A 26,879-nucleotide genomic window follows, 5' to 3' on the forward strand; every position below is an offset into this window, starting at 1 on the left:
TGTGAATATGCTAAATAATATTAGTTTAAAAGTTATCTGCATATTAAACGGAAGAGTAATGAGGAAATTGTGTAGCTGATAGGAATTGCTCATCGAAAATGAGAGGTGAATACTGTGAGGTGGATATGCTGGCCAGATAAGTGGTTGACTAATTGAACCTTATATAAAAAGAGAGGGCGTCCTTTTTAGTGGACGCCCTCTCTTTTTATAATTTGTTTAACAGATGATACTAGTTAAATCAATACTTATCACAACTGATTACAGATCAAATTTAATCCCCTGCGCCAATGGCAAATGTGTTGAATAATTGATCGTATTCGTCTGTCTGCGCATATATGCTCTCCAGGCATCAGAGCCACTTTCCCTGCCACCGCCGGTTTCTTTTTCACCCCCGAATGCACCGCCTATTTCCGCACCGGAAGTACCAATGTTGACGTTAGCGATACCACAGTCAGAACCCGCCTGGGAAAGGAACAATTCCGCCTCACGCAGATTGAGGGTCATGATGGCAGAAGACAGCCCCTGCGGTACATTGTTTTGCATCGCAATCGCCTCTTCAATCCTGCTGTATTTCATGACATACAGGATAGGAGCGAAGGTCTCATGCTGCACAATCGGATAGGCGTTCTCAACGGCTGCAATGCAAGGTTTTACATAACATCCGGAGCTATACGCATCGCCGGATAATACGCCACCTTCTACCAGGAAGCTACCGCCCTGAGCTTTTACTTTTTCGATGGAGTCGAGATAGAGATTGACAGCGTCTTTATCGATCAGCGGACCAACATGATTGTGCTCATCCAGCGGATTACCGATACGTAGTTGCTGGTAGGCTTTGGCCAGTTTCTTTGTAAATGTCTCATAAACACTTTCATGGATGATGAGTCTGCGGGTACTGGTACAACGTTGTCCTGCCGTACCTACCGCGCCGAATACACAACCGATCAGGGACATATTGAGGTCTGCATCTGCCGTGATGATGATGGCGTTGTTACCACCCAGTTCCAGCAGGGAACGACCCAGACGGGCGCCTACCACACTTCCTACGGCTTTACCCATGCGGGTAGATCCGGTAGCAGATACCAATGGCACACGGGTGTCCGCGGCAATCCATTCACCGGTATCACGACCACCTGTCACAAGACAGCAAACGCCTTCCGGTACCTTATTCGCTTTGAGTACATCCTGTACAATATGCTGACACGCTATAGCGGACAAAGGCGTTTTCTCGGATGGCTTCCATACGCACACATCGCCGCATATCCAGGCAAGCATCGCGTTCCAGCTCCATACTGCAACCGGGAAGTTAAAGGCCGAAATAATGCCTGTAATGCCCAATGGATGCCATTGCTCATACATCCTGTGACCAGGACGTTCGGAATGCATCGTCAGACCGTGTAACTGACGGGAGAGACCCACCGCGAAGTCACAGATGTCGATCATTTCCTGTACTTCACCATATCCTTCCTGCAGGCTTTTACCCATTTCATAGGAGACCAGTTTGCCAAGTGCTTCTTTGTTTTGACGTAGCGCTTCGCCGATCTGGCGTACTACTTCGCCTCTGCGGGGAGCCGGCCATAAACGCCATTCTCTGAAAGCTGCCTGTGCGGTAGCGATGACTGTATCGTAATCTTCCCGGCTGGCCGTTTTTACGGTAGCAATGTGTTGTCCGTCGACAGGAGAAGATGCGTCAATCACGGCGCCTTTCGCATCCAGCCAGTTGATACCTGTGCTGACGCCTCTATTTACATTCCCGATATGTAACTGTTGCAGAATATCCTGGATCATGCGTATGCTGTTTTTATTGTTTTGATGCGCACCAATAGGCCCCGCTATTGATAATGAATGATATAAGATTAACAAAATAATAAGGCCGGACATAGCAATGACCGGCCTTATCTGATTATTTATTCGTTTGTGAGCTGTATGTACTTTCGAAAATGCGGTCTGCATTGCCTGCTTCAAATCCTTCCCTGCGTTGCTCGCGGGTGACCTGATCTGCCGGAAGATGGGCGAACTGCGGCAGTACCCTGCGTTCGGCAAATTCCACATAGGAACCGGCGATCTTCTGCACCTCGTTGTTGGCGAAGGTAGCCGGAATCATTTTGGCGACCGTACTGCTTTGCAGTAACAGGTGATCCGGACTTTCCTTGATCTTGCCACCGGAGTCATTGAGTGTAAACCCTTCCTTCTCCAGGAATTTATTGAAATCTGCTACCGTATTATAACCTGGCGGCAGGTTCTGTAAACTGATGGTGAAATGGTTCAGGTAATAACGGTTATAGATCACCCATGCCGCATATTCACTCTCCGCTGCCAGTGTCTGATAGTCTTCCAGGGTAGGCGTACGCCAGAGGGAACTGTGCAGAAAAGTATCTACTGCCGGTCCGTCGTTCAGGTCCAGGTTGCTGACAGGGTCTACCAGTACTTCTTTGGTGTAGCTGGTAATGATCTGCTGTGCTTCCGGACTGAGATCCTTCACCCGTAATTCACTGATGAAAATGCGGGGGAAGTGAGGCGCAGGCGGCGCATACCAGTATGCGTCCAGCTTCTTTGCTTTAAAGTGATACGCATCTCTTCTGGTGTAACCGTAGTGGAGGAAGATCTTTTCCAGTGACTGTATCCCGAGTTCGGGTACCCCTATTGTACGGAAGGCAATATGGTCATTCTCAATGTCTTCCGGAACCTGGATCAGATTCTCAGTGATCATGGCGGCAATAATAGCGGCAACGTCAGGAACACGCTCCTGATAGCGTTGCATCAGACCGCTAAGAACATAGTCTAACATAAAACGATTTTAGTATTGTTCGTTATCGTTCGGAAAGTCTTTTGCTTTCACGTCGTGGATATATTGCTGTGACGCCTTGTAAATTTCGTCATATAAATTGAGATAACGGCGCAGGAAGCGGGGTTTAAAATCTTTGTTGATACCTAACATATCGTGCATGACCAGTACCTGACCGTCTACGTGTTTGCCGGCGCCGATACCGATAACCGGAATCTGGAGGCTTTCAGCCACCTGTTTTGCCAGCATAGCGGGGATCTTTTCCAGTACCAGGGCAAAACAGCCTGCTTCCTGTAAAAGGAGGGCGTCTTTCAGGAGTTTCTGCGCTTCCGCTTCTTCGGTAGCCCTTACGCTGTAAGTGCCGAATTTATTGATGGATTGAGGTGTCAGTCCGAGGTGGCCCATTACCGGTACACCCGCAGAAATGATACGTTTTACTGATTCGATGATTTCTTCACCGCCTTCGATCTTGATACCATGTGCGCTGGTTTCCTTCATAATACGCACGGTAGAGGCAAGGGCTTCTTTAGAATTGCCCTGGTAAGTGCCGAAAGGCAGGTCTACGACAACAAAACTCCGCTTGATTCCTCTTACTACAGAAGCTGCATGATAGATCATGTGGTCCAGTGTGATAGGGAGAGTGGTTTCATAACCGGCCATTACGTTGGCGGCAGAATCGCCTACCAGCAGGATGTCCATACCGGCATCGTCAAAGATGCGCGCCATGGAATAATCATAAGCTGTCAGCATGGAGATCTTCTCTCCATCATTTTTCATTTTCTGTAATATGTGCGTTGTGATCCGTTTAACTTCTTTGTGCGTTGACATCTGAATGACAGATTATTGATGAGAAAATGGGCGGTAAGGTAACCATTATTTATCAATTACTGGCTAATCTCGGCATACAGAGACTGGATCAGGCCATCTGCCAATCCGATTTTAGGCACAAAGATCTCTTCGGCGTCCGCCCAGCGCATAATATTGATATAGATCTGCAGCGCGGGAACAATGACGTCGGCACGGTCTTCCCGGAGATTGTAGAGATGAATGCGTTCTTCAACGCTGAAACCGTTGAATTCTTTATAGTAATCTTTCAGTACTTCCAGTGTAAGGGGCTTACCCTCCTTACGTTTGGACAGAGAGAAGATCTTGTTGATATTACCGCCGGAACCAATGGCCGTTATCGGACCAAGCCCTTTGATGCGCGATTTAATCGTGTCTTTCATATACTGCCACTGATCGTCCTTTACCTGGTGTTGCATCAGGCGGATAGTGCCGATATTGAAAGACTCTTTATAACGTAGGCTGTTATTGCTGAAGATGGTGACTTCCGTACTACCGCCGCCCACATCCACATACATGTAGGAGCGGGTTTTATCCAGGTTCTCTGCGATGTGACTCTCATAGAGGAAAGAAGCTTCCTCCTGTCCTGAGATAACTTTGATGTCGATACCGGTGTGCTGTCTGACGTTCTGTAGAATTTCTGCTGCATTGGAAGCATCACGCATAGCTGAGGTAGCACATGCTTTCAGGTATTTCACCTCGTATACTTCCAGCAAAAGTTTGTAGGCTTTAATGGTATTGAGCAGGTGGGTAGCTCTTTTCTCAGAAATCGCACCTTCGCTGAATACATCAAGACCCAGACGCAACGGTACCCTGATAAGGTTGACTTTAGTAAAATCCATCCGGCCCTGGCTGTTAGGCGATGCTTCTGAAATAAGCAGCCTTGCAGCGTTAGACCCGATATCAATGGCAGCAAGCTTCATGGGCGCAAAAATAAAGATCAATTAGGAATTAAGAATTAAAAATTAAGAATTGGATCAAACTGGCTGACATTTATACCGAAATGACAAAAAGCTAAATACTGTGTTTGGTATGGCTAACGATACCCAGATATACACTTTAGCCTTACGTTGGCCATTAGCGTCACTTATTAAGGCCAATTTTTAATCCTTAATTTTTAATTCTTAATTCAGATTAGCTATACTGTTTCTCATGTAAATATTTAAAGATCTCTATCTGTGATCTGATCTTTTTCCCGTTATCGCGCTTATACTCATTCTTCTGTTCGTTGTCCAGGATCCTCGCTTTCACGTTACCACTCAGCTGTATAGCAAGAATGTCCTTCAGCTCCTGCTGTATGGCCGGATCAAAGATCGGAATGGCTACTTCCACACGATGGTCAAGATTACGCAGCATCCAGTCACAGGAAGCGATATATACTTTCTCCTGGTTCTCTTTACCAAAAGAGAATACGCGGGCATGTTCCAGGTATTCATCTACGATGCTGACAGCCGTGATATCTTTCTTCCATTTTTTATTTTCCGTATATGCGCAACAGATACCTCTGATGATCATACTTACATCAACGCCTTCTTTCGCAGCTTCGTATAGTTTGCTGATCATTTCAGGATCGGAGAGGGAGTTCATTTTGATGATCATCGAACCGCCTTTCTTATGACGTGCATTCTTGATCTCTTTGTCGATCATGCGCAGGAAAAACGGACGCATACTGTAAGGACTTACCGGCAGCGTATTGCAGGCCTCCAGCAACTTGATATCATGTTTGCTGTTTTCCAGGTAACTGAATATGCGGTTGATATCAGCGAGGATATTCCGGTTGGCTGTCAGCAGACAGTGGTCACCATATACCCTGGCCGTCTTCTCATTCATATTACCCGTGCTCACAAAGCCACACTGAACAGTCTTAGTACCGATACGCTTTTTGATCACACACAGTTTGGCGTGTATTTTCAGTCCGGGTATACCAATCAATACTTTCACCCCTTCGTCTTCCAGACGCGTCTTCCATTCCAGGTTGTCCGCCTCATTGAAGCGTGCACGCAATTCCAGCGCTACTGTCACCTGTTTACCGTTACGCACGGCATTGACCAGCGCATTGACGATCTTGGAATTTCTGGCAAGGCGGTAAGCAGTGATCTTGATACTGGTCACATTCGGATCAATCGCGGCTTCCCTTAACAGGTCGATAATCGTATCGAAAGAGTGGTAAGGGAAATGCAGCATTACATCCTGTAGCTGGATCACGTGCATCACACTGGACGCATTCGCGAAAAGCGGATGTATAAAGCTTTTTCGCTGCGGATGTGCCCTTTCTTTGAAAACGCCGGACGGGAAATCCATAAAGTCCTTGAAGTTATGGATACGGGCGCCGGGAATGAGGTTATCTTTTCCGGAAAGCCCCAGTCTGCGCATCAGGTATTCCAACAGCAGCGGGTCTATATCTTTATCATAAACGAATCGTACAGGTTTCCCTTTACGACGATCTTTGAGTCCTTTTTCAATCTGGTGAATGAGACTGGTAGAGATATCATTATCGATATCAAGTTCCGCGTCTCTGGTCACTTTGATGATATGTGCAGAGAATTTGTCGAAGCCAAAGTAAGAGAAGATATGCGGCAGACTGAAACGGATCACGTCTTCCAGCAGCATAATATCTTCTTCGCCTTCTTTGGATGGCAGAATGATAAATCGTGGCAGGATAGAAGTAGGAATCTCGATCAGGGCAAACTTCTGTCTTACGGAGTTATCCTGTCTGGCCAGTACTACAGCCAGATAGATGGATTTATCACGCAGGAACGGGAAGTGCTGGATACTTTCTATCATCAGCGGGATGATATTGGTGCGCACTTCTTCGTTGAAGTAGTTCAGGACAAACTTCTGCTGTTCTTTATTCAGGTGTTTTTCTGTACGGATGAAGATCTTCTGTTCTTTCAGTTCATCTTCGATTCCTTCCCAGATACGGTCAAACTCCCGTTGCTGGTCAATTACTTTGTCCTGGATACCGTCCAGGATCTCGTCGGGGTTCTCTTCCAGGTGCATACGGGTAGACTTGCCTACCAGCAGCATTCTTTTCAGGGTAGCGACACGTACGCGGAAAAATTCGTCCAGGTTGTTGGAAAAAATACCGAGGAAGCGGATGCGCTCAAGGAGGGGGACGCTCTTGTCGGATGCTTCCTGCAAGACCCTTGCGTTAAAGGCCAGCCAGCTGATATCCCTGGCAATAATCTTTGGTTTCTTAGCTACTGGCGCTGATTTTTTGCTATTGCTTTTCTTTTCCATCACAGGATCTTGAAAATTAGTATCTATATGCTCACTATTGGACAATCGCATCGGAAAGCTGATTAACGGTTGTGATTACACTGCTAGTCGCAACAATACATATTTTGGATAACATCGTATGTTAAATTTCTGATGTCTTTTCTTAAAGATAAGGAATTCCGATGCGTGTCTCAATAATTAACACAGGGAAATCCATGCCATATTTCTCTGTTATGATGTATAAATCATTTGTTTATGCGGGAGAGGTGTGTTGTTTCTGGGAGAGGAGACGCGTTAGGGCCTTCCTGGGAGCGATATTGCGGGGCATTTTTAGGTCTTGGTCTTAGGCTGTGGTTTCTTCATAATTGTCTATTGTTAATACAGTGCTGTAAGGGTAATCTCTGGCGGATTAGGTTTGGGAAGGGCGCGTTGGGCTTTGGGATGTGTATACTTAGTGTTGGGTCTTATGCTGCGTTTTCAGATGGGAGCTCTGGCTGACGGTCTTTGAAGTTTATGCATGGGGCCTGGGTAGGTCGTGTTGGGCTTGGGAATGTCTATTGAGGTTATGGAAGGCGGATAGGCATACTTCAAAGACCTAAGGCCAGGGTCTCCATCTGAAAACCTCCGCTGTGAAGAGACTGTCACTGTGCTCAATAATAGCTATTGCTCTAATGCTGAAAATAAAAAGGTGCTGATCATTGACCAGCACCTTATATATTACCTTGATTAAAGAATAATCAAATTGACGTTTTTGAGAATACCTGGCTATAAACCTGACAGAACATCCGTATCGTCAATTCTTAATTCTTAATTCTATAGTGTCCGGTTAAAATTGGGATTACCCCTTTATTCCTTTCAAACTCAATATAGATGGGAGGGGCTTACTGCTATTATAAAAGTAAGCCCCCCTCTTTTTTTAAAAGGAGAATAATTTCAATTGCAGGTTTATCTGATCTGGCCCCTTATTATGCTGTAAAAGTGCATACTCGGGTTCTGCCAGAAAATTCATTAGGTGGATATAAGTGTAAAGATGTAACCTTAGAAAGCCAGTTAGGTTACTAAAAGACCATTTTTTACTCCCTTTCTCTGTCAGCTTGTCTTTTACGATCTTTGTCAGTAAATCCTTTATTAGCGTGCACCAGAGCTGTATACTTATAGCATTCTTGTTTTCACCTAAAAAATTGTTTAATTGAGAGTTCTGCTTAATTCTTTTAAAAAGCATTTCGATTGCCCATCGCTTTTGATACAATTTCCTGATCGTTGTCGGCGTATAAGTAAAATTGTTTGTTAACAGATGTATTTTCTTTTTTGTATTTCTATCGTAAATGCTGATTACACGCGCCGTCTGTACAGGACTTTTCTCCTCTGTTAGAGGGTTACCTAGTTGAATAACCCAATCTTTTAGGATACCTTTTCTTTTATGGAGTATTTTTAATCTGTTTCGTGTCAATAATTTTATTTTCATACTCTTGGTTACACGAGTTACCCACGTGATCTCTTTTTCAGTCCATTCCTTCATGAGTTTATAGTTCACATAAGCTCTATCCATGGCTATTATAGAACCTGGCAAGAGCTCTAACTGTGGCATAATGATTCTATCATTTTTGGCAGCTTCCGTCAGAATAGTAAAGCTTGGTAGTTCTGTTTTGGCCGTCATCAATACGTGCGCCTTTATTCCTCCCTTCTTTCTGCCGTCCATTCTAATTACACCTGCCCCCTTCATTACATTAGAAAATAGGCTGACCGTCGTCGAGTCCACTATGAATAACCGGTCAACCAACGATTTTCTCTTTCGGCTGTCCGGGGAAAACGCTTGATAATGATGGTTATATAGACGATGATAGAGCTTTTCAAAAAACGCCACCGGACGCGTCCTGTTAGCATCGGAAATAGTGCTTCGACGCGGGGTATGTTTAATGCCCAAATGGTGAAGCCGATGCTGGTTGGCTAACAATCCTGTATGAAGCTCTCGTAATGAAGTACACTGATGAAAACTACTAAATAGCATTGTTACCAAATGGTCAAAAGCCTTAAAATGCTTATAATAGTAATCTGCGTTTGTCTCTCTACAGACTTTATCTATCAACGTGGTTGGTATAAAAGAAAGTAGTTGATTAAAAATCGGCTGTCCGGAAAAAAATTTACTTTTGCTCATAAGTAAGTTCTAGTGTGGTAACTTAAACTTACTGAAAAAGGAGGCCTCGGCCTCCTTTTTTTATGACTTAATCCCATATTTTTACCGGACACTATAGATTCTTAATTCCTAATTCTTTACTACCGCTTGCTTCCTGTGACTTATTCAACAAGGGAAGTGCAATCAGACTACCTAGTCCTACGATCAGTACCAGTAAGGTTTGGGCAGACCATACGATCCAGCCGAAGGCGTAGGCGGAAGTATCGAGTACGCCATATACCATTAGTGTGCGTTGTACCAGGAACTGATAAGCACCGGTACCACCTGGAGTAACGATCATACCTACGCTACCGATGATCAGTACTGCCAGGGCAGCTTTTAAGCCGAGGTAGCGGGTTTCTTCCATACAATAGAAGCCCAGGTACATCATGGCGAAGTACATCGCCCAGATTAATATAGAGTAGAAGATGAACCAGCCTTTCTTTTCCATTTTACCGATGGAGCGGATACCGTCCCATACGCCGTGGGCCAGTGCACGGATCTTGATACCGATACTGGAACGGGAGATCAGGCGGAAGCCGATAATGCCCAGCAGGATTACGCCAACCGCTATTCCTGCAAGGATAAGCGAGCGGGAACTGCCGGCGGCACCCAGCTTGTTTTCAATAGGAATCCATATCTCGTTAAGAAACAGACCGCCTATGACGTCTATCTGGATAACAACGGTGATGACCATCAGGATCAGCAGCAACAGCATATCCACTGCACGTTCAGCGATCATGGTACCTACGAGTTTGTCAACCGGTATCTTTTCATACCGCGCTACGATACCGCAACGGGTCACTTCGCCCAGACGGGGTACAGCCAGATTGGCCAGGTAACCTACCATGACGGCAAAGAAGGTATTCAGGGTACTGGGATGATAACCCAGCGGCTCCATAATCAGTTTCCAGCGTACAGCTCTGTACCAGTGGCTGGCAATACCGACGATGATCACGGGAATCAGCAGCCAGTAATTGGCGCGCTCCAGTGAACTGAAGATATCATCCTTTTCCTTATCTGTAAGATTATGTGTAACGAGCCAAACTAATCCCAGCCCAATGGCTAAAAAGCAGATAAACTTCAAAAATTTGGGCATAGTAATAGTAATTTTTTGGGATCAGCGCTTACAATTTATTATTTTCTTTCGGGAATATGGCAATAGGAGTATGTTTTTTAGCCTCCTCAAAGTCCATAGACGCATAAGAGATAATGATCACTATATCGCCAACCGCACAGAGGCGGGCAGCGGGGCCATTCATACAGACAACGCCTGAACCGCGTTTGCCTTTTATGATATAGGTTTCCAGGCGTTCTCCATTGTTCACGTTAACTACCTGTACTTTTTCGTATTCAATAACGTTCGCAGCGTCCATGAGATCTTCATCAATAGTAATGCTTCCTACGTATTGCAGGTTTGCTTCAGTGATTACTGCGCGGTGGATCTTACTTTTCAGTACTTCAATATGCATGTTAAATATATCCCACTCCTGTGGGTTCTAGTGTGTCAGCAAAATTAGGGAAAAAATATAATACAGTGCTTCGGTCCCAACAGACACATGGACTGTGGCCTGTTTGAGACGGTATACTGTATTAATTTCGCATGGATCAGTTGACCTGCATGTTATCTATCAGTCTGACACCGCTGCTTGTTTCCTTTGCGGCGACAACTGCATATAAAGGGTCGGTACCAGGGGTTGCAGGGAAGCTGATGTTTCCATCCGGTTGTATAGACACCATTTCCAGGTAGTCTACATCGAAACCATTGCTTTCCAGTTCGCCGATACCCTGCGCCGAGAGTTCCTTCAAAGGAGCGTCGTGGATATGCGCCTTGATACCATTCAGTGCCCGGGAGATGTGGAGGGCGTTTTGTCTTTCGGCCGGATTGAGGCGAAGATTACGGCTGCTCATGGCCAATCCGTCTTCCTCTCGCTTAGTAGGGCAGATGACCAGTTCTACATCCAGCTGGAGTACTTTGATCAAGCGGTTGATAATCAGGCATTGCTGAAAATCTTTCTGTCCCATGAAGAGTTTGTCAGGTTGTACCAGGCCCAGTAGTTTATGCACTACCTGCCCGACACCCTGGAAATGGCCCGGACGGTGTGCCCCTTCGAGTATAGTTTCAAGTGGTCCGAAGTCATAGTGCATCTCGGGCGCCAGTCCGTTAGGGTACATTTCCTGCACAGATGGCAGGAACAGTACATCATTACCGGCGGCAGTAAGCAGGGTAACGTCCTGATCTATAGTGATAGGGTATTTTTCAAAGTCGGCCGGATCATTAAACTGTGTAGGATTGACAAATATGCTGCAAACTACCAGATCGCTATTTTCTTTTGCCGCGGCGATAAGGGACAGGTGCCCTTCGTGTAATGCCCCCATAGTAGGCACAAAACCAATACGTTTGCCTTCTTTCCTGGCTGTTGATAAAAGCCTTCCGAGATCGTCTTTCCGCTTGAACAGATACATAATTTATTGCTTAAAAGGATGTTAAAAGTGCCAATTTGTCTTTTCTTCCGTTAAAAATCCGTAATTTTGCAAACCAAATTAAAAATTACTGCATTAATATCAGCATTAGATGTCCACAAAGAAACGAATTCTTTTTATTGCTCAGGAAATGTCGCCATATCTGGAATTAACAGATTATGCGAACATGGTCAATAAAATGGCAATTAAGTCCAATGAGTCCGGTCTGGAAGTGCGGGTGATCATGCCCCGGTTTGGCATTATCAACGAGAGAAGGCACCGGTTACACGAGGTGGTAAGACTGTCTGGCATTAACATTGTGATTGAGGGTGACGATTATCCATTGATTATCAAAGTAGCTTCTTTGCCGAACGCCCGTTTACAGGTGTATTTCCTGGATAACGAGGACTATTTCAAGCGTAAAACCTTATTTACGGATGAAAACGAGCAATTCTACGACGATAATGCAGCCCGTGCAGTATTTTTCTGTAAAGGAGCATTGGAAACGGTGAAGAAGTTCGGCTGGCCGCCTGACATTATTCACTGCAGCGGATGGATGACTTCGTTGATCCCTTTATATCTGAAGACTGCCTACAAGAAAGAACCGGTATTTGCCCACTCTAAAGTGGTTTACTCCATGGAGCCGAACAGCTTTAAGGAAAAACTCGGCGCCGGCTTCGTTAAAAAGGCAACCATCAGCACCCAGATCAAAGAAAAAGACCTGGAACTGTATAAAGAAGGTACCAACAGTGCACTGAACAGAGGCGCAGGTAAATACGCCGATGCAGTGATACTGGCCGGAGAAAAAACTGAAAAGAAAGTTGTAGATGAACTGAAGGCGGAGAAAGGCAAGATCATCCTTCCTTACAAAAAGGATAACGAGGATCTGGCAGACTACCTGCAGCTGTATACACAACTACTCGGAAAATAACATTGACCATCAAATGATAAAGCCTCGTTAAAAGCGAGGCTTTTTTTATTGACGGAAAACTCATTTTCAAAGTTTTTTCCTATTTTTGGCGCAGTTTACCATTAAGCTTACCACCAAACGGCAAAAAAATGGTAAATTGTACTGAATCAATACTAATCTAAAAGCCGAAATTCAAAAAGTTTATGCCTTATTTATTTACCTCAGAATCCGTTTCCGAAGGCCATCCGGATAAAGTGGCCGATCAGATATCAGATGCATTAATAGATCATTTCCTTGCCTATGACGCAACTTCGAAAGTAGCTTGTGAAACATTGGTAACAACTGGTCAGGTGGTATTGGCCGGTGAAGTTAAATCTGAAGCTTACCTGGATGTGCAGGAAATTGCTCGTGAGGTAATCCGTAAGATCGGCTATACGAAGAGTGAATATATGTTCGAAGCTAACTCCTGTGGTATCTTCTCTGCTATTCATGAGCAGTCTCCGGATATCAACCAGGGTGTTGAGCGTAAAAACCCGGAAGAGCAGGGTGCAGGCGACCAGGGTATGATGTTCGGTTACGCTACCCGCGAAACTGAAAACTATATGCCACTGGCACTCGATCTGGCACATAAACTCCTGATCGAACTCGCAGCCGTACGCCGCGAGAACAAAGAAATCGCTTACCTGCGTCCGGATGCTAAATCACAGGTAACCATCGAGTACTCTGACGATAACAAACCTGTTCGCATAGATACGATCGTTATCTCTACCCAACACGATGATTTCGATGCAGAAGGTACCATGCTGGCGAAGATCAAGGAAGATATGATCAATATCCTGATCCCACGCGTTAAAGCACAGCTGAAACCTGAATTACAGGCGCTCTTCAATGATCAGATCACTTACCACATCAACCCGACCGGTAAATTCGTAATCGGTGGTCCTCACGGTGATACCGGTCTGACCGGCCGTAAGATCATCGTTGATACCTACGGTGGTAAAGGTGCGCACGGTGGTGGTGCATTCTCCGGTAAAGATCCTTCCAAAGTAGACCGCTCCGCAGCCTACGCTACCCGTCACATCGCTAAAAACCTGGTAGCTGCCGGTCTTTGCGATGAAGTACTGGTACAGGTTTCTTACGCGATCGGTGTGGCTAAACCATGTGGTCTGTTCATCGATACCCGCGGTACCGCTAAAGTTAAAATGACCGACGGTGAAATTGCAAGAAAAGTAGAAGAGATCTTCGACCTGCGTCCATATGCTATCGAACAGCGTCTGAAACTGCGTAATCCTATCTATAGCGATACAGCAGCTTACGGTCACATGGGCCGCGACAGCAAAGTAGTCAGCAAAGTGTTTAACAAGGGTAAAAAGAACGAAAAGAAAGTAGAAGTAGAACTGTTTACCTGGGAGAAACTCGACTACGTAGAAAAAGTAAAAGCTGCATTCGGACTGTAATCAGTCATCATGCATAAGTTATAGGAAAGGTCGTTCGCCAGCTGGTGAACGACCTTTCTGTTTTATGGCAGGCAGATGTGGTTGAGTATAAGTACTTACTGTATATTGGTTATATTTCGGATATATGATATATATCTGTTATCTTGCAATGCCTTTACCTGATAAGGCTTTGCATATAGTTACGCTTCGTTCATGCTTCGTGCAGCAACGGAGCACTAACGAAGGATAACTATAGTTTAACTAATCCCAGGCAAAGAAAGGACAATACATACCCTATATCATGAAATACCTGATCCCCTTAACAGTCCTGTGCGGACTGCTTTCCCTGCCATGTATGGCGCAATCGGTTGACAAAGAAGCTGTTCCCGGATATTACATTTTCAAATCGCTGACTTTTGATGATCCTGTGGATATTAACAGGGATGGTAAATCATCCAGAGAATTTGCCGACGAGGTAAATGCCTGCGCCATCGACATGGTGTACGAACTTAATGCCGATGGTACTGGTAAATACACCGTAGGGCAGCAGGAAAAAGACTGTAAAAACAAACAGGAGAGAACGATCAAATGGAAGATCAGAAATGGCAAAGCAGGAGGCCCAGGCGCCGGAAAAACCTACCTGGTGATCAGTGATGCCGATGGCTTTGATCCGACGCCGTTTGAGATCGTTAAACAGGCAAAAAATGCCCTGGTAATCCGTGGTGAGTTCAGAGACGGATCTGACTCCACCGCATCCGCTGTACTTGAATTAAAGAAGAAAAAACCTTAATACACCATGATCAGACTGAATTTCCCGAAAGCGGCCCTGCTTTTCCTTTCTATGGGCGCCGCTACCTGTAGCTTTGGACAAGGAAAATACAAACAGGATACCGACAAGATGGAGAAGATGTACAAATTGCTGGAAGTAAAGCCGACAGCAGAAAAAATGTACAGTTACAAAGGATGTTTCGTAATGAGCGGAGACACTATTAAAAGTGTCAAAGATGCTGAAGCAGATGCTTATATGGCTTACATCAAATCCATTGACGTCTTTTCTGAAGATTATCTGAACGCAGAAAAGAAATGGTTCAATGGTATCCGTAAGGATATTACGAAGAATGGCTTCAGCCTGGAAAAGATCGAGGATAAATACTACGGAGAAAATCCTGATGCTGTGAAAGAAGAACTGAAGTTACGTAAGAACGTTGCAGGCTACTATTTTGCCCGCTATTTCGGCGGTATCAAGAGAGGCGGTCACTGTGTGTTTAAGTCCACCTTCACCAAAGCTGGTTATGATATGAAGATCGCCGCTACGCATATCGGTGAGGACTGGTATATCGACTGGATCAGACAAGGTAAAGATCGTAATTAGTATAAAAGCAGAAGGTGTATCAGTAAGATACACCTTCATTTGTTTTGCTTGTGGGCGGTTTATCAATAAGTAGTTCTGTTCTTAAATATCTCCTGCTTTTAATGCTTTCACGGCAAAATCACAGGCTCTTGCTGTCAATGCCATGTAGGTCAGCGAAGGGTTCTGACAAGCGGAAGAAGTCATACAGCTACCATCTGTGATAAAGACATTCTTTACGTCATGCAGCTGGTTGTTTCCGTTGAGTACAGATGTCTTCGGATCATGCCCCATGCGTGCTGTCCCCATCTCGTGTACGCATTCCCCTCCGACATAGTTATAGTCAAACCCTGACACATTGGAGAATCCACTTGCCTCCAGCATTTCCATGGCACTGGTCTGCATATCCTTCCGCATGGCTTTTTCATTGTCGCGGATACTGAATGCGATCTTCGCCTGTGGTAATCCCCATTTATCTTTCAGTGCCGGATCCAGTGTCACCCTGTTGTCCGCATAAGGAAGTGTTTCTCCCCATGCGCCCAGCCAGAATGCCCATTTACCCGGACGGGTGAATTTCTCTTTGAAGGACTTTCCGAATCCATCTTCTGTAAGACCTGTATACATCCAGCCTTCACGTTCTCCATATCCCTGGTAACCAAAACCGCGTACGTAATCGCTTTTAGACGATGTTGCGTCCAGATTACGGAAGCGGGGTATATAAATACCGGTAGGTCTTCTTCCTTCATAATAGCGGTCTTCCATTCCATGATAATCGCCCATAGCGCCTACCTTGAAGTGATGATCCATGAGGTGTCTGCCTACCAGATCATTGTTATTGCCTAATCCCTGGGGGAACTCAGCGGAGGTAGATTGCAGCAGTATAGATGCCGATCCGATGGTAGAGGCGTTCAGGAAGATGATCTTCGCATAAAAATCAATCACTTCTTTTGTTTCTGAATCGATCACTCTCACACCGTTGGCGCGTCCTTTTTCTTTATCGTACAGTATTTCTGCCACGATGGAAAAGGGGCGCAGCGTCATGTTGCCTGTAGCAGCAGCTGCCGGCAGGGTAGACGCATTACTGCTGAAATATCCGCCGTAAGGACATCCCCGGCTGCACAGGTTACGGTACTGACAAGGGGTACGTCCATTCCAGCCTCTTGTAAGATTGGCGACGCGTCCGATAGTCACACAACGTCCGTCAAAACGTTGCTTTACCTGTTCCCGGAAATGTTTCTCCAGGATATTCATTTCCATGGGAGGGAGGAAGTCTCCGTCCGGCAACTGCGAAAGCCCTTCGGCTTGTCCGCTGATGCCGGCAAACTGCTCCACATAACTGTACCAGGGCGCCAGATCCTTATAACGGATCGGCCAGTCGATGCCGTGACCGTCTTTGCTGTTGGCCTCAAAATCAAGGTCGCTCAGCCGGTAACTCTGACGTCCCCAGGTAAGGGAACGTCCACCTACCTGATAGCCTCTGATCCAGTGGAAGGGCTTTTCCTGTACATAAGGATGGTCCTTATCGCGTACAAAAAAATGCCTGTTTCCTTCGTCATACTCCGCGCTCTGGATCGGATCCTCTTCGCGGTCTTTTTCTGTATTCATGCCGCCGTGGGTAAATTCCCAGGGCATTTTCAAGGTAGTCGGGTAGTCCTTTACATGTTCTACGTTGCGACCTCTTTCAAGTACGAGGGTTTTTAACCCCTGCTGGCATAGTTCTTTAGCCGCCCAGCCGCCGCTGATGCCGGATCCTATGACAATGGCATCATACGTACGCAGCTGTGCGCTTTTCGTATTCAGGTTCATGACCGTGGTGTTTACCGGTAGGGATAATTACAATTTGAAATTCCTTGTTATTCAGTTGCCCAGGCTTTCTGGCCGGGTCTAAGTACGACTGATCCTGTATAATGGCCCGGTACATAATCATAGGCAAGGCCATGTGTGGCGCCTTCCATAGAAGTACAATAACCGATGACCGTATACTTTTTCATGATAACGAAGAAGGAATCTCCCAGTACTTTGTGAGAGATCTTTCCTGCAATGCCCTTATAGGGCCTGTCCCTTTTTTCAAAATGAGCGGCTACCGCTTCCTGTTGTGCTGTTGTACAACGCGTGAATGCCAGTTTATAATGTTGTCTTGCGTATGCATCGACTTCTTCCAGCCCTTCGATAAATCTGTTCTGTTCTTTTTTTGGTGTACAGTCTTTGACCATCCTGATAATAAAGGGCGTAACACCTGCGGCTTTTGCTCCGGGAGTATCCGTCGCAGGGATAATCGTTTCCGCCAGTTCAGTGATCAGTTCGCGGTAAGCATCCTGCTGCAATTTGTCCAGTGCAGGCGTGCCGTAAAGGCTGCGAAATCTGATACCGGCCCAGGCGGCAGCACCGGCTCCGGAGAGCAGCAGCAGACCACCGATGGCTTTTCTTCTGTTCATTTTTTACGCTTGAATTGCAGCATCCATTCATAGATGCTCATGTTGTCAATACTGTCCCTGTAAGCAGGGTCATAAAACTCATGCCAGCCTGTATGTCCTTTATCGTGTTTTGTAAGCTTTACCAGCCCTTTCTGATAGTGGTTGGTACTATCTATGCAGCGGAGGCTATTTTCGAGAAATTGAGGCTCCGCAGTGCCTGCAAAGTACCATGCGTGTAGACCTGCATCAGTGACCAGTTTGAACTTACCGTAATTTTCCGGATACATCGGGGCCGGAGACATAGGTACAGTGGCTGCGATACGGGATGTCAGGTGTTTGGTATCTGTCATGGACATCAGCGTACACCATCCGCCTGCGCTGTAACCTGTCAGGTAAATGCGCGAAGAATCGATGGGATACTTCTTCAGTACATCATTCAGAATAAATTCCAGCTGTGGCGGATTGATACCCCAGCTTTCAGCCAGCGGTGCCAGTACGACAAATTTGTACAGCTTACCGTCTGTTTTATTAACCGCCTGAATTTTACGGCCTTCCTTGATCTGACGGGGAATACCTTCCCGGAAGAGTTTGGAAATGTCGTGACCTGCAATACTTCTGCCATGAAAGCAGATAATCAGTGGATACTTTTCCTTTGCACTTCCCTGCGGAACGTGCAGTAAAGCCGGCACTTTGTGCCATTCATCGGTCGGGACGGTGATCTCCCTGAAATCGCCCAGGGGACCAGGGGCGCCTGCCATTGTCAGGACAATCAACAGGGCCAGGATTAATACTCGTTTCATCATTTAGTGTTTTGTACTCAGTGTGCTTGCCTTTACCGGTGTGTTGCCGGTAGTGAACCTGTCTTTAAGTTGAATAAATCGTTGTTCTATCAGGTGAAAGCTGAGTAGCGCAAAAGCATATACGATGGGAATATCCAGGAGGAATAACCAGTATTTGTTGCTTTCGCTGACAGGGATCCATCTTTCTACCAGCTGCGTTTGTATGACCCAATGCAAAATGTACATACCGTAGGAGACCTTCCCGATGGAAACCAGGATGTTATTCTCCAATATCCTTTTTATAAAATTGCCGGCGAAGCTGCTATAGCTGGAAACCAGCAGCAGGATCAGTGAGGCAGCACAGAGATTCAGCACCGTATAATACCATACATGCTGATAGCTGTTGATGTCACCAAAATTGTAACCCATGGACGTAGGCAGGGAATGACCGTGACTTTCAGTAAAGTAGTTAGTCAGTCCGGCAAACAGGGCAAGGGCACCACTCAGTACAAACAGCCATTCCGGACGTTTGATACGGTCTTTCAGACTTAATAAGGGAATCGCCATTCCGGTAAAGAAGGCATCCAGATGACTGAAGGGAAACCAGTAAATGACGTCGAAAATCTCAAAAGTCGTCTTACCGCTTTGTGCCAGGTAATTGCCGAATGACCAGCGAAAAACCGGGCCTGCGATCAGCACTGCTACCAACAGGGCGCGTAGTGAAGACCGGGACAGCAGGAAGATGACAAACGGGAAGAACAGGTAAAACTGCTCTTCTACGCATAAAGACCAGAAATGCGTGTATACAGGGCTTTCATGCCAGCTGTTCGTGATCCTGGTCAGATTGAAGGTATAGGAATATAAATAGGGCAGGTCATGGAAATATCCGGGAGGAAAAGCCGTAAAGAGACAGATGATTACAAATACCGTCAGATAGATGTAATACAGCGGGAAGATGCGCAGGCTTCTCCTGATCCAGAATTTTTTGAGGCGTTGGGGTAATGAGGCCGGTTTTTCTTTCTCCTTCAGTAAGATACTGCTGATAAGAAATCCCGACAGCACAAAGAAAAGCTGCACACCCATCCAGCCAAAGCGGATAATACCGAAATGGAAGGCCATTACCAGTAAGATGGCGATGGCGCGGATGCCGTCCAGACTTTTAATATAATTTGGCTGTGTTTGCATTATTGCTGAATGGGATAATAGGTGACTGTTACGTTAGGTGGCAGCAATGGTTTATATGCTGCCAGTTTGTTGTATAACGAAGTGGCCTCCGCAGGGTCTACTGCATAAAAGAATACTTCATCTCCGCCACAGATCACATTGTTTGTAATCTTCCAGGAGGCGACTTTCTTCCATTGCTGCAGCAGTTTGCTGTCAAACCAGGTATCGTATACGACCGCTATCTTCACTTTTTCCTTTTCGCTGAATTGTTGTAAGAACTCCGGAGAATACTGTCCATGCAGTTTTCCGGCGGCTACTTCATTATTTCCCAGACCCCAGAGGTCCAGTATTTTATTATTGGATAGATAACTTACTGCGCCTACGTCATTCGCTGCAATTGCTGTATGCTGATAACTGCTATGCAGGAAGGTACCCATCTGGAACTGCTGTTCATAGATGTTACCTGCTGCTGCCGGCAGATTATGAAACGCGCCCAGGGCCCTGAAAGGCAAGGGCGCACACAAGAACAGTAACAGGAAGGCGCCGACTGCTTTTTCCAGCAGAGAATAGGTCCTTGCTGCGTTCTTCAGCTGTAATACGAAGTAATACAACAGGATCGCCACCACTGTCAGGTCCAGCGCTACAAGATAAGCCTCATAGCGGAACAGCCAGCCGACTGCTGCCAGGGCCATATGCAGGAAAGTGTTCACCAGCGGAATACAAGCCAGCTGTTTCACTTTACTGATTGTATTGACATTGTCTGCATTCGGACGGAGTACCAGTATCAAAGCAGGGATGATCAGCAACAACCTTATTACCGTCGTACCGGAAAGAGAAGACGAGCCTTCCGGATAATAACGGTTCGTAAAGATGTTGACCATGGTATTATTACCGTAAAGCAGTTTATAAATCAGGATCTCCTGTATACTGCTCATTAGCTGGGAGCCTCCGCCTGTCAGCTTGCTGGCTTTCAGCAGTACGGAGTTAGGCAGGAAATAACCGCCATGCTGTACAGAAATATATCCGAAGACGATCAGGGGTACCAGCGACAATACAAGCACTACGCCTGTCTGTTGCCAGCGCCTGTTATAAATACCGGCTACTACTACACCTGCGAGCAGGAATAAAGATTCGAAGCGGGCGAGTATTGCCAGTCCGGATACCAGTGAAAGCAACAGTACCTGGTTACGCGTGGTATTATCAGGTTGCAGAAACGGAACAGACAGATATAACATCCACACGGCCAGAAAGGCATGTAGCATATGTTCCATACCACTCGCCACCATCACGGGTACAGGTACCAGTATAACGAGGGCGAGCAGGGTAATGCATCTTACGGGCGCACTAAGACTGAAGCGCTGTAATAAGAGGTCTGTCATATATACCAGCAGGAATGCAAAACATACGTTGATGTAAAAAGGCATCCAGATGCTGTTGATACCAGCTTTAAAACAAGCAGCGAGTATCAGGGTGTACAAAGGGGAGGAGCTGGCTGCGCTGAACTCCTGCGCATTGATACCCCATACGCCATGCAAAGCAAAATTCTTTGCGATTGCCATGTGAATGAAAGTATCGTCCAGCGGGTAACAGAAATGGCCACCCGTGTGTGCCAGTACCTGACGGCAGGCAAGCGCCAGCACTACTGTAAGAAACAGTAGTGTGGCAATAACCGGGTAGTGTTTTTGAAAATAATATCTCATTATCAGAAATTACGCTTATTTACTCATGGTGCGTGCCTGTGACTGTAATACAGCTTCTTCAAAGCTTACACCGATCAGTCTTTCCAGTTCGATTTTAGCCTGTCTGATATCTCTTTCCAGCATCACTTTTCTCACCATTTCCTCATTATAGCTTCTGTAAGCGATGTTCAGTGTTTCTACGGATACATCTTTATCTCCGCTGGAGAATTTTTCTTCCGTCTGTTTGTAGTGATTGTACACGTCTTCCAGCAGCGGTACTTCCAGCTCCATCATTTTTTTGTTGGCAGCGTACAGTTCGTATGCATTCAATACGTCTGCTTTTATTTTCAGCTGTTCTTCCTCCTTCATAGCGATGATCACTTTCTTTTCTGCCTTCGCGATCTTTACATCATTAGGGATGGTGATCAGATTGCCGATAGGCACCGTCAGTGAGAAGTTGTACCTCGGAAAGAAGGTGGCGTTGTTACTGTTGTTCTTCAGTGTGTACTCGTTGAGGTTACCGGATGCCTGTAACATGTTGAGCCATCCTGCTTTTGCTTTGTTCGTCTCGTACTTATTCACTTTCAGTTTTGCATCGTGTACTTTCAGCGCGGGGTTCTGCATGGCAAGCTCCACCAATACGACTTTCAGTTGTGCTACTTCGGGGGAATCGATCAGAGGGATATAAAGGCTTGTTTCTTTTCTCTGCGCGTTTGCGAACAGACAGCCAAGCAAGCCAATAATAATGAAAAGTCCCTTTTTCATACTTTGTTATTTAGATTTTGAAAGATTATACTTTACTTTAATTGATATGCCGAGAATGGCATTGAGAAATATTGAGGATTCAACCAGGCCGGCTGCTTCCTGCGCATATTGCGCAACAAGGATAGCATACAGTACCGCAGCGATGCCTATTAACAATAGCTTATTGAGTTCATGTTCCTCCCTGAAGTAATTCTTCACGGCATAGTGGACACCCATATATGTATAGAGACACACGATGATTAATCCTATCCATCCCAGTTCGAGTACCGCTCGCAGATAACCACTGTCCGGCTGTAATCCCGCAAGACGGTGTCCGGGGTTATAAGTAACACCATCATTACCTACAGTCATCACACCTCCACCAATAGGGTGGGAGTACATATAAGGCTGTATCCCGTGTCTGTTCACATCACGAAGGTTCAGTGATTCGTCCTGACTACCCATGAAGGCCGTACGGAAGCGGATGATGGTCGGGTTGCTGTAGAACGGTCCGAACAGCAGTGCCAGCATACCGAATGTGAAGAGGGCGGCTGCGATCAGGGTATTCCTGTTGTGCAGGTTTACCAGGAAGAAAAGCAGTAATCCGACAGGCAGCATCACATAGGCGGTACGTGTACCGGAATATCCCAGTGCCAGCAGGTGTACAATGATCATGAAAATCAGGATCAGCTTTTTAGGGATACCGATAACGGCCTGTTTAGCGGTCAGCAATACAATACAGATTATGGTACTACAGGCCATCAGTACACCGAAAGCTGCAGGATCAGCCATAAAGGAAAATATCCTTGCACGGCCCTGAATCATCACCGTTTTGAACTTGTCAGGGTTCATCGCGATATAGGCTCTTTCGAAGGGTAGTAGCCCTACTGCCTGTTGCAGACAGCCATACAGTGCGGCGGCTGTTGTCAGCGCCAGCCAGAATTTAAAGAACTTATAGATATCATTCCAGCCATTCAATACTTTCAGTGTAATGAACAGGAAGATGAAATTTCGGATGTATACCCTGATAAAGATGAACCAGCCCTGGATGGAGAACATGTTCGGATTGAAGCACTGTATCAGCATATACGCGGTATACACGTATAGTACCAATAAGAGCGGATCCTTGAAAAACTCTACGTTTGATTTCTCTTTATTCTTTTTATCGAAGATAGCGCCCGCCAATACCAGCAACAGGAAGAGGTCCATTACCACGCCCACCGGCATAGTCGTTTTAGCCATTCTTTCCGGTACGTGTATGATAAAGGAGACGACGATATAGAAATAATAACCGAGACGGAAATTGATCGCACTTACTACTGCAAAGCCCAAACCAATGATGGCGCCAAACAGCGCAATGCTGAATTTCGCATCCATGGAGGAGATATAGGCAATAGCCGGTACGGCGATCACCCATAACAGGATGAACAGGTATATTACGGTATTTCTTTTAGCCTGCTGACTGTACATAATAATTGAACACTTTAAAAAAACATGATCTTCAGGAATAGCAATATCATCGTGAGCGCTACGAAAAGCAGCAGCATGGACTCGTGAAACGCGTTACTGATACCCGGTTTGTATTTCTTTTTTACAGCCATTGATTAAGGCGTTTTCGGTGTTGCCACCGTCTGCGGATTAGAAGGAGGCGCAGTGAAGGGACCTGTGAACAGGAATCCCAGTCTGAGCCGCATACATAACCTGTAAACGATGATGGAAAAAAAGATTGCGATAAAGATCAATAGTAACAAGGTAATCACTATATGCTGCCTCAAAGGGGTGGCGATCATAAAGTACCTGATCACCGAAACAATCGGCACGTGCAGCAGATAGATATATAATGAGTAATGCCCGAATGTCTTCAGAATAGGCATTGCTTTATACTTCGATAACTGAAAAGACAGCATGATCGTAAAAAGACTCCCTACCAGCGCTATTCCTGTATACAGGAACAGGTTCATTTGCTGGTGATGCAGGAAATAATACTGGCACACTGCAAAAACGGGGAGCAGTATAAGCAATCCGTATGCCGAAGACAGTTTATCCTGTGTTTTTTCAGCGAAAAAATAACTTGCCGTAAGGTTACCAATACAGAAAAAGATGTAATGTAAGGCAATATCATATAGTGTGCTGATACTGTTTACAAGAGGGGCAATGGCCAGCAACGCCAGGGAAACAAGCACCTGGGCGAATTTGTCGTAGCGGAAAAGTTTTGCTACCAGCAGATACAGTAAGGTTACATTAAATAATGCGAATAAATACCATAACTGGTCAAGATGGCGGGGTTGTATCAGAATATTCAGGTAATCGGCGCCTGTACGATGGGCGTTAACAACTGATGAGAAAAGTATTTGCAGGGAGATCTGGATGAACGCCCACAGCAGATAGGGATACAACAATGTATTGACACGGGTAACAAAAAAGCCGGTTTCTCCTTTCCGGGCTATGCTTCTTTCGAAGAACAGCCCGGAGAGAAAGAAAAACAGTGGCATACGGAAACTGTAGAACATGTTATTGCCGTCAATGAGCCATTGAGGGACAATAACACCGCTGCTCTTCAGTCCGAAGATAACATGCCTGTATACGACCAGGATGATGGCTATGCCCTTGGCATAGTCAATCCACCCCAGCCGGTTGGCTTCGGGAGGTTTAAAGTTGAATAATTCCTTAAGAGTGAAGCTTTGCATTTTTGGGTAAACTTTTGGTTATAATTCGAGGTATTCTTCCTGTACGTTATTAAGTACGGCTCCCACGAATTTATCACCAAGTGTCTCAAAAAACTGTGTGGATTCACGATCTATCTGGGTAAGGGACAACTTGGACGAAAACACAGCGATTACGCCATCTACGTATTGCGCCAGCTCTTTACTGTCGGTATAGTCGTTGAGCGGAGCGCCTTCCAGCAGTATGAAATCATAATGATGTGTGAGGAAGGGGAGGTAATTTAAGAGATTATTTTTCGGCAGTATTTCAGATGGGGTATAGTCGCCACCCTTACAACCGATTACTTCAATACCAGATACTGCATAGGTTGTTACGATTTCCTTCACCTTGTCTATACTCAACTCAGTTGGCGGTACAGAGAATGATTCCAGTGTTGGCGCAGCTTCCATCTGTACCGTGATATCGTTGTTACAGAAGTTGGTATCTATCACCAGTACATTCTTGTTGCTCAGACTTAAACTGTAGGCAAGGGCCTGTGTCAGCGTGGTCTTACCCTGGCGGGATTCCGTACTCGTGATAAGGAATGACTTCTTACCGCTGCTTTCTACTTCATAGCGCAGTTTACGCAGCAGTTCACGGAAAGTGTTCTGACGTTGTTTGGTTGTTTTATCAGGCAACGTGGTGCGCTGTAATACTTCCAGGATGCTGTATTTATTGAGGTCAGCATGGTTGACACTGCTGATCAGACGAAGGTCCAGGTGTTTCTCAAATACGGAAGGAGACTTCAGGGAACCGTCCAGGAATTCCAGCAGCAATACAATAAAGGACGTCAGCAGGAATACGGAAATACCTGCCATACCCATAATGATTACGCGTTTGGAAGACTCCGGTTTAAATGCCGGCTGACCTTTCAGTACCTGTTTGAAGTTCAGGTCAGGTGTAGTCTGGTTGTCCTGTGCCGCATTCAGTTTTTCCTTGAGTTTATTGTACTCTTCCTGTGCCATGTCCACTTCAGACTGTAAGCTACTTACAGTTGCTTCTTTATTGGCATAGGAACCTACAGAACCTCTTAGTTTATAGATCTGGCTCTGGAGATTTTTCATGTTCAGCCGGGAAGCGTTCTGTTGTGCTTCCAGGTTGGCTTTCTCCTGAATGAGCGCATCTTTGGTGGTAGCGCTCTGTGTGCCGGAGGTAGCAGCGCCCAGTTTCTTTTGCAGTTGGGAACGAAGGCCAGCCAGTTTAGTGCGCATGGCATCATCATTACCTCCTTTCTGAGTCAGGTCGTCATTCAGATCATTGATCTGTTTGCGTAATTCGATGATCTCACTGTTAGCATTGGTATAAACAGTTTTCCCCGCATTGGCACTGGCAAGGCGACCATTTACACTTTCCAGGGAAGAGGTAATGGTATTATAATTCGCCTGTTCATCAGACAGTCCTTTTTCAAACTGTTTGATCAGGTCCAGTTCGTTACCACTGGCTGTTTCAACGTTCAGCAGTCCTTCAGATGCTTTATAGGCACGCAGTGCTTCTACTTTCTTATCGAGTTCGGCTTTCTTCTGAACAGCCAGCTGATCGAAAGATTCAACACTTTCAACAGATCTTTCTGAGCGCATGCTTCTGTAATAGCGGATAAACTCGCGGTAAACGGTATTTACAGTATAAGCTGCCTGCTCAGGATTTTCCGCAGTATACACGATCTCCAGGTAATCGGTACGTTGTACACGACCTGCATTCAGGTGTTTGCGGATGGCTTCGTAGTCATATCCGTATAGTTTCAGATATCCCAGGATATCGCGTTCTACCGGGTTATAAGAGGAGAGCACCTGCAATGAATCCAGCTTGTTACGCAGGATGGTCACTGCCGCCTGTTTGTCTACCTTACGATAGGCTTCTGATTTCAGGTCGTTCGCCTCAAGCTGTACGTATGGTTTGGTCGTAGTCAGATCATGGAGTAACAGGTTATAAGACAGCATTCCGATCACCACCGGTGAGTTGATGGTTTCGATCGCGTTGTCAAATTTTACGTCTGCTTCAAATATGTTCACATTCTCGTCACGGAGTTTCACCTGGTCATTAACGGTAAATCCGGTTGCTATCTGGGTTACTGAGGCATACATACGGGGTTTGCCGAGGGTAAAAACAAACGCGGCAACAATGGCGATGATGGTACTTACGATGATCCACCATTTCTTTTTCAGCAGGGCTTTAACGAAATATATTATATCCATATTAATTGTAATTATTTAACATCTGTA

22 protein-coding genes are annotated in these 26,879 nt (G+C 45.7%); 4 read left to right on the forward strand and 18 right to left on the reverse strand.

Going from position 1 to position 26,879, the window contains the following annotated elements; all coding sequences use genetic code 11:
* Positions 1 to 258: 258 nt before the first annotated feature.
* From amaB to panC, 9 genes are all read right to left on the reverse strand, one after another.
* On the reverse strand, positions 259 to 1,788 hold the full coding sequence (amaB, locus tag CPIN_RS18265) for an L-piperidine-6-carboxylate dehydrogenase (protein WP_012791316.1): 1,530 nt from the start codon (positions 1,786 to 1,788) through the stop codon (positions 259 to 261).
* A 115-nt stretch (positions 1,789 to 1,903) separates the two neighbouring features.
* Positions 1,904 to 2,788 carry a DUF1338 domain-containing protein gene (locus tag CPIN_RS18270; RefSeq protein ID WP_012791317.1) on the reverse strand — a complete coding sequence of 295 codons (885 nt, stop codon included), beginning with the start codon at positions 2,786 to 2,788 and terminating at the stop codon, positions 1,904 to 1,906.
* A 9-nt stretch (positions 2,789 to 2,797) separates the two neighbouring features.
* Positions 2,798 to 3,613 (reverse strand): 3-methyl-2-oxobutanoate hydroxymethyltransferase, encoded by an 816-nt coding sequence (panB, locus tag CPIN_RS18275; protein ID WP_012791318.1) that lies wholly within the window; start codon positions 3,611 to 3,613, stop codon positions 2,798 to 2,800.
* Positions 3,614 to 3,669: 56 nt separating this feature from the next.
* The gene (locus CPIN_RS18280; protein WP_012791319.1) at positions 3,670 to 4,551 is read right to left on the reverse strand and encodes a Ppx/GppA phosphatase family protein; all 882 of its coding nucleotides are present in this window, start codon (positions 4,549 to 4,551) and stop codon (positions 3,670 to 3,672) included.
* 211 nt (positions 4,552 to 4,762) lie between these two features.
* On the reverse strand, positions 4,763 to 6,919 hold the full coding sequence (gene ppk1, locus CPIN_RS18285; RefSeq protein ID WP_012791320.1) for a polyphosphate kinase 1: 2,157 nt from the start codon (positions 6,917 to 6,919) through the stop codon (positions 4,763 to 4,765).
* Positions 6,920 to 7,763: 844 nt separating this feature from the next.
* Positions 7,764 to 9,002: an IS4 family transposase gene (locus CPIN_RS18290; protein WP_012791321.1), complete on the reverse strand. Its 1,239-nt coding sequence runs from the start codon at positions 9,000 to 9,002 to the stop codon at positions 7,764 to 7,766.
* Positions 9,003 to 9,093: 91 nt separating this feature from the next.
* Positions 9,094 to 10,119 (reverse strand): lysylphosphatidylglycerol synthase transmembrane domain-containing protein, encoded by a 1,026-nt coding sequence (locus tag CPIN_RS18295; RefSeq protein ID WP_012791322.1) that lies wholly within the window; start codon positions 10,117 to 10,119, stop codon positions 9,094 to 9,096.
* A gap of 28 nt (positions 10,120 to 10,147) precedes the next feature.
* The gene (gene panD, locus CPIN_RS18300) at positions 10,148 to 10,492 is read right to left on the reverse strand and encodes an aspartate 1-decarboxylase (protein WP_012791323.1); all 345 of its coding nucleotides are present in this window, start codon (positions 10,490 to 10,492) and stop codon (positions 10,148 to 10,150) included.
* A 136-nt stretch (positions 10,493 to 10,628) separates the two neighbouring features.
* Positions 10,629 to 11,486 carry a pantoate--beta-alanine ligase gene (panC, locus tag CPIN_RS18305; protein WP_012791324.1) on the reverse strand — a complete coding sequence of 286 codons (858 nt, stop codon included), beginning with the start codon at positions 11,484 to 11,486 and terminating at the stop codon, positions 10,629 to 10,631.
* A 109-nt stretch (positions 11,487 to 11,595) separates the two neighbouring features.
* Between panC and CPIN_RS18310 the strand changes: the two genes are divergently transcribed.
* From CPIN_RS18310 to CPIN_RS18325, 4 genes are all read left to right on the forward strand, one after another.
* The gene (locus CPIN_RS18310; RefSeq protein WP_012791325.1) at positions 11,596 to 12,414 is read left to right on the forward strand and encodes a glycogen/starch synthase; all 819 of its coding nucleotides are present in this window, start codon (positions 11,596 to 11,598) and stop codon (positions 12,412 to 12,414) included.
* A 182-nt stretch (positions 12,415 to 12,596) separates the two neighbouring features.
* A complete protein-coding gene (gene metK / locus CPIN_RS18315; RefSeq protein ID WP_012791326.1) occupies positions 12,597 to 13,850 on the forward strand; it encodes a methionine adenosyltransferase in 1,254 nt (417 codons plus the stop codon).
* 280 nt (positions 13,851 to 14,130) lie between these two features.
* The gene (locus tag CPIN_RS18320) at positions 14,131 to 14,619 is read left to right on the forward strand and encodes a lipocalin family protein (RefSeq protein WP_012791327.1); all 489 of its coding nucleotides are present in this window, start codon (positions 14,131 to 14,133) and stop codon (positions 14,617 to 14,619) included.
* A 6-nt stretch (positions 14,620 to 14,625) separates the two neighbouring features.
* Positions 14,626 to 15,201 (forward strand): hypothetical protein, encoded by a 576-nt coding sequence (locus tag CPIN_RS18325; RefSeq protein WP_012791328.1) that lies wholly within the window; start codon positions 14,626 to 14,628, stop codon positions 15,199 to 15,201.
* A gap of 81 nt (positions 15,202 to 15,282) precedes the next feature.
* Here CPIN_RS18325 and CPIN_RS18330 read toward each other — a convergent pair whose 3' ends face one another.
* The 9 genes from CPIN_RS18330 to CPIN_RS18370 form a co-directional block, all read right to left on the reverse strand.
* Positions 15,283 to 16,983, reverse strand: a complete 1,701-nt coding sequence (locus CPIN_RS18330) for a GMC oxidoreductase (RefSeq protein ID WP_012791329.1) — start codon at positions 16,981 to 16,983, stop codon at positions 15,283 to 15,285.
* Between the two features lie 47 nt (positions 16,984 to 17,030).
* Positions 17,031 to 17,612: a gluconate 2-dehydrogenase subunit 3 family protein gene (locus tag CPIN_RS18335; protein WP_012791330.1), complete on the reverse strand. Its 582-nt coding sequence runs from the start codon at positions 17,610 to 17,612 to the stop codon at positions 17,031 to 17,033.
* Positions 17,609 to 18,391, reverse strand: a complete 783-nt coding sequence (locus tag CPIN_RS18340; protein WP_148230591.1) for an alpha/beta hydrolase family protein — start codon at positions 18,389 to 18,391, stop codon at positions 17,609 to 17,611. The genes CPIN_RS18335 and CPIN_RS18340 overlap by 4 nt, the downstream gene beginning before the upstream one ends.
* A 3-nt stretch (positions 18,392 to 18,394) precedes the next feature.
* The gene (locus tag CPIN_RS18345) at positions 18,395 to 19,555 is read right to left on the reverse strand and encodes an acyltransferase family protein (protein ID WP_012791332.1); all 1,161 of its coding nucleotides are present in this window, start codon (positions 19,553 to 19,555) and stop codon (positions 18,395 to 18,397) included.
* Complete coding sequence (locus CPIN_RS18350) at positions 19,555 to 21,234, reverse strand: DUF8728 domain-containing protein (protein WP_012791333.1); 1,680 nt, start codon at positions 21,232 to 21,234, stop codon at positions 19,555 to 19,557. The genes CPIN_RS18345 and CPIN_RS18350 overlap by 1 nt, the downstream gene beginning before the upstream one ends.
* 15 nt (positions 21,235 to 21,249) lie before the next feature.
* Positions 21,250 to 21,978: a TolC family protein gene (locus tag CPIN_RS18355; protein ID WP_012791334.1), complete on the reverse strand. Its 729-nt coding sequence runs from the start codon at positions 21,976 to 21,978 to the stop codon at positions 21,250 to 21,252.
* A gap of 6 nt (positions 21,979 to 21,984) precedes the next feature.
* Positions 21,985 to 23,427 carry an O-antigen ligase family protein gene (locus CPIN_RS18360; protein ID WP_012791335.1) on the reverse strand — a complete coding sequence of 481 codons (1,443 nt, stop codon included), beginning with the start codon at positions 23,425 to 23,427 and terminating at the stop codon, positions 21,985 to 21,987.
* Positions 23,428 to 23,561: 134 nt separating this feature from the next.
* Positions 23,562 to 24,644 carry an acyltransferase family protein gene (locus CPIN_RS18365; protein WP_012791337.1) on the reverse strand — a complete coding sequence of 361 codons (1,083 nt, stop codon included), beginning with the start codon at positions 24,642 to 24,644 and terminating at the stop codon, positions 23,562 to 23,564.
* An 18-nt stretch (positions 24,645 to 24,662) separates the two neighbouring features.
* Positions 24,663 to 26,852 (reverse strand): exopolysaccharide transport family protein, encoded by a 2,190-nt coding sequence (locus CPIN_RS18370; RefSeq protein WP_012791338.1) that lies wholly within the window; start codon positions 26,850 to 26,852, stop codon positions 24,663 to 24,665.
* Between the last annotated feature and the right edge of the window lie 27 nt (positions 26,853 to 26,879).

It is taken from the genome of Chitinophaga pinensis DSM 2588 (assembly GCF_000024005.1).
In the GTDB taxonomy this organism is placed as follows: Bacteria; Bacteroidota; Bacteroidia; order Chitinophagales; family Chitinophagaceae; genus Chitinophaga; species Chitinophaga pinensis.

Coding starts and splice junctions, on each gene's coding strand:
- CPIN_RS18340 (WP_148230591.1), bottom strand. CDS start 18,391: ATGAAACGAGTATTAATCCTGGCCCTGTTGATTGTCCTGACAATGGCA.
- panC (WP_012791324.1), bottom strand. CDS start 11,486: ATGTATCTGTTCAAGCGGAAAGACGATCTCGGAAGGCTTTTATCAACA.
- CPIN_RS18270 (WP_012791317.1), bottom strand. CDS start 2,788: ATGTTAGACTATGTTCTTAGCGGTCTGATGCAACGCTATCAGGAGCGT.
- CPIN_RS18290 (WP_012791321.1), bottom strand. CDS start 9,002: ATGAGCAAAAGTAAATTTTTTTCCGGACAGCCGATTTTTAATCAACTA.
- metK (WP_012791326.1), top strand. CDS start 12,597: ATGCCTTATTTATTTACCTCAGAATCCGTTTCCGAAGGCCATCCGGAT.
- amaB (WP_012791316.1), bottom strand. CDS start 1,788: ATGATCCAGGATATTCTGCAACAGTTACATATCGGGAATGTAAATAGA.
- CPIN_RS18360 (WP_012791335.1), bottom strand. CDS start 23,427: ATGTACAGTCAGCAGGCTAAAAGAAATACCGTAATATACCTGTTCATC.
- CPIN_RS18325 (WP_012791328.1), top strand. CDS start 14,626: ATGATCAGACTGAATTTCCCGAAAGCGGCCCTGCTTTTCCTTTCTATG.
- panD (WP_012791323.1), bottom strand. CDS start 10,492: ATGCATATTGAAGTACTGAAAAGTAAGATCCACCGCGCAGTAATCACT.
- CPIN_RS18295 (WP_012791322.1), bottom strand. CDS start 10,119: ATGCCCAAATTTTTGAAGTTTATCTGCTTTTTAGCCATTGGGCTGGGA.
- CPIN_RS18320 (WP_012791327.1), top strand. CDS start 14,131: ATGAAATACCTGATCCCCTTAACAGTCCTGTGCGGACTGCTTTCCCTG.
- CPIN_RS18280 (WP_012791319.1), bottom strand. CDS start 4,551: ATGAAGCTTGCTGCCATTGATATCGGGTCTAACGCTGCAAGGCTGCTT.
- CPIN_RS18365 (WP_012791337.1), bottom strand. CDS start 24,644: ATGCAAAGCTTCACTCTTAAGGAATTATTCAACTTTAAACCTCCCGAA.
- CPIN_RS18335 (WP_012791330.1), bottom strand. CDS start 17,612: ATGAACAGAAGAAAAGCCATCGGTGGTCTGCTGCTGCTCTCCGGAGCC.
- CPIN_RS18345 (WP_012791332.1), bottom strand. CDS start 19,555: ATGCAAACACAGCCAAATTATATTAAAAGTCTGGACGGCATCCGCGCC.
- CPIN_RS18370 (WP_012791338.1), bottom strand. CDS start 26,852: ATGGATATAATATATTTCGTTAAAGCCCTGCTGAAAAAGAAATGGTGG.
- CPIN_RS18330 (WP_012791329.1), bottom strand. CDS start 16,983: ATGAACCTGAATACGAAAAGCGCACAGCTGCGTACGTATGATGCCATT.
- CPIN_RS18350 (WP_012791333.1), bottom strand. CDS start 21,234: ATGAGATATTATTTTCAAAAACACTACCCGGTTATTGCCACACTACTG.
- CPIN_RS18310 (WP_012791325.1), top strand. CDS start 11,596: ATGTCCACAAAGAAACGAATTCTTTTTATTGCTCAGGAAATGTCGCCA.
- ppk1 (WP_012791320.1), bottom strand. CDS start 6,919: ATGCGATTGTCCAATAGTGAGCATATAGATACTAATTTTCAAGATCCT.
- panB (WP_012791318.1), bottom strand. CDS start 3,613: ATGTCAACGCACAAAGAAGTTAAACGGATCACAACGCACATATTACAG.
- CPIN_RS18355 (WP_012791334.1), bottom strand. CDS start 21,978: ATGAAAAAGGGACTTTTCATTATTATTGGCTTGCTTGGCTGTCTGTTC.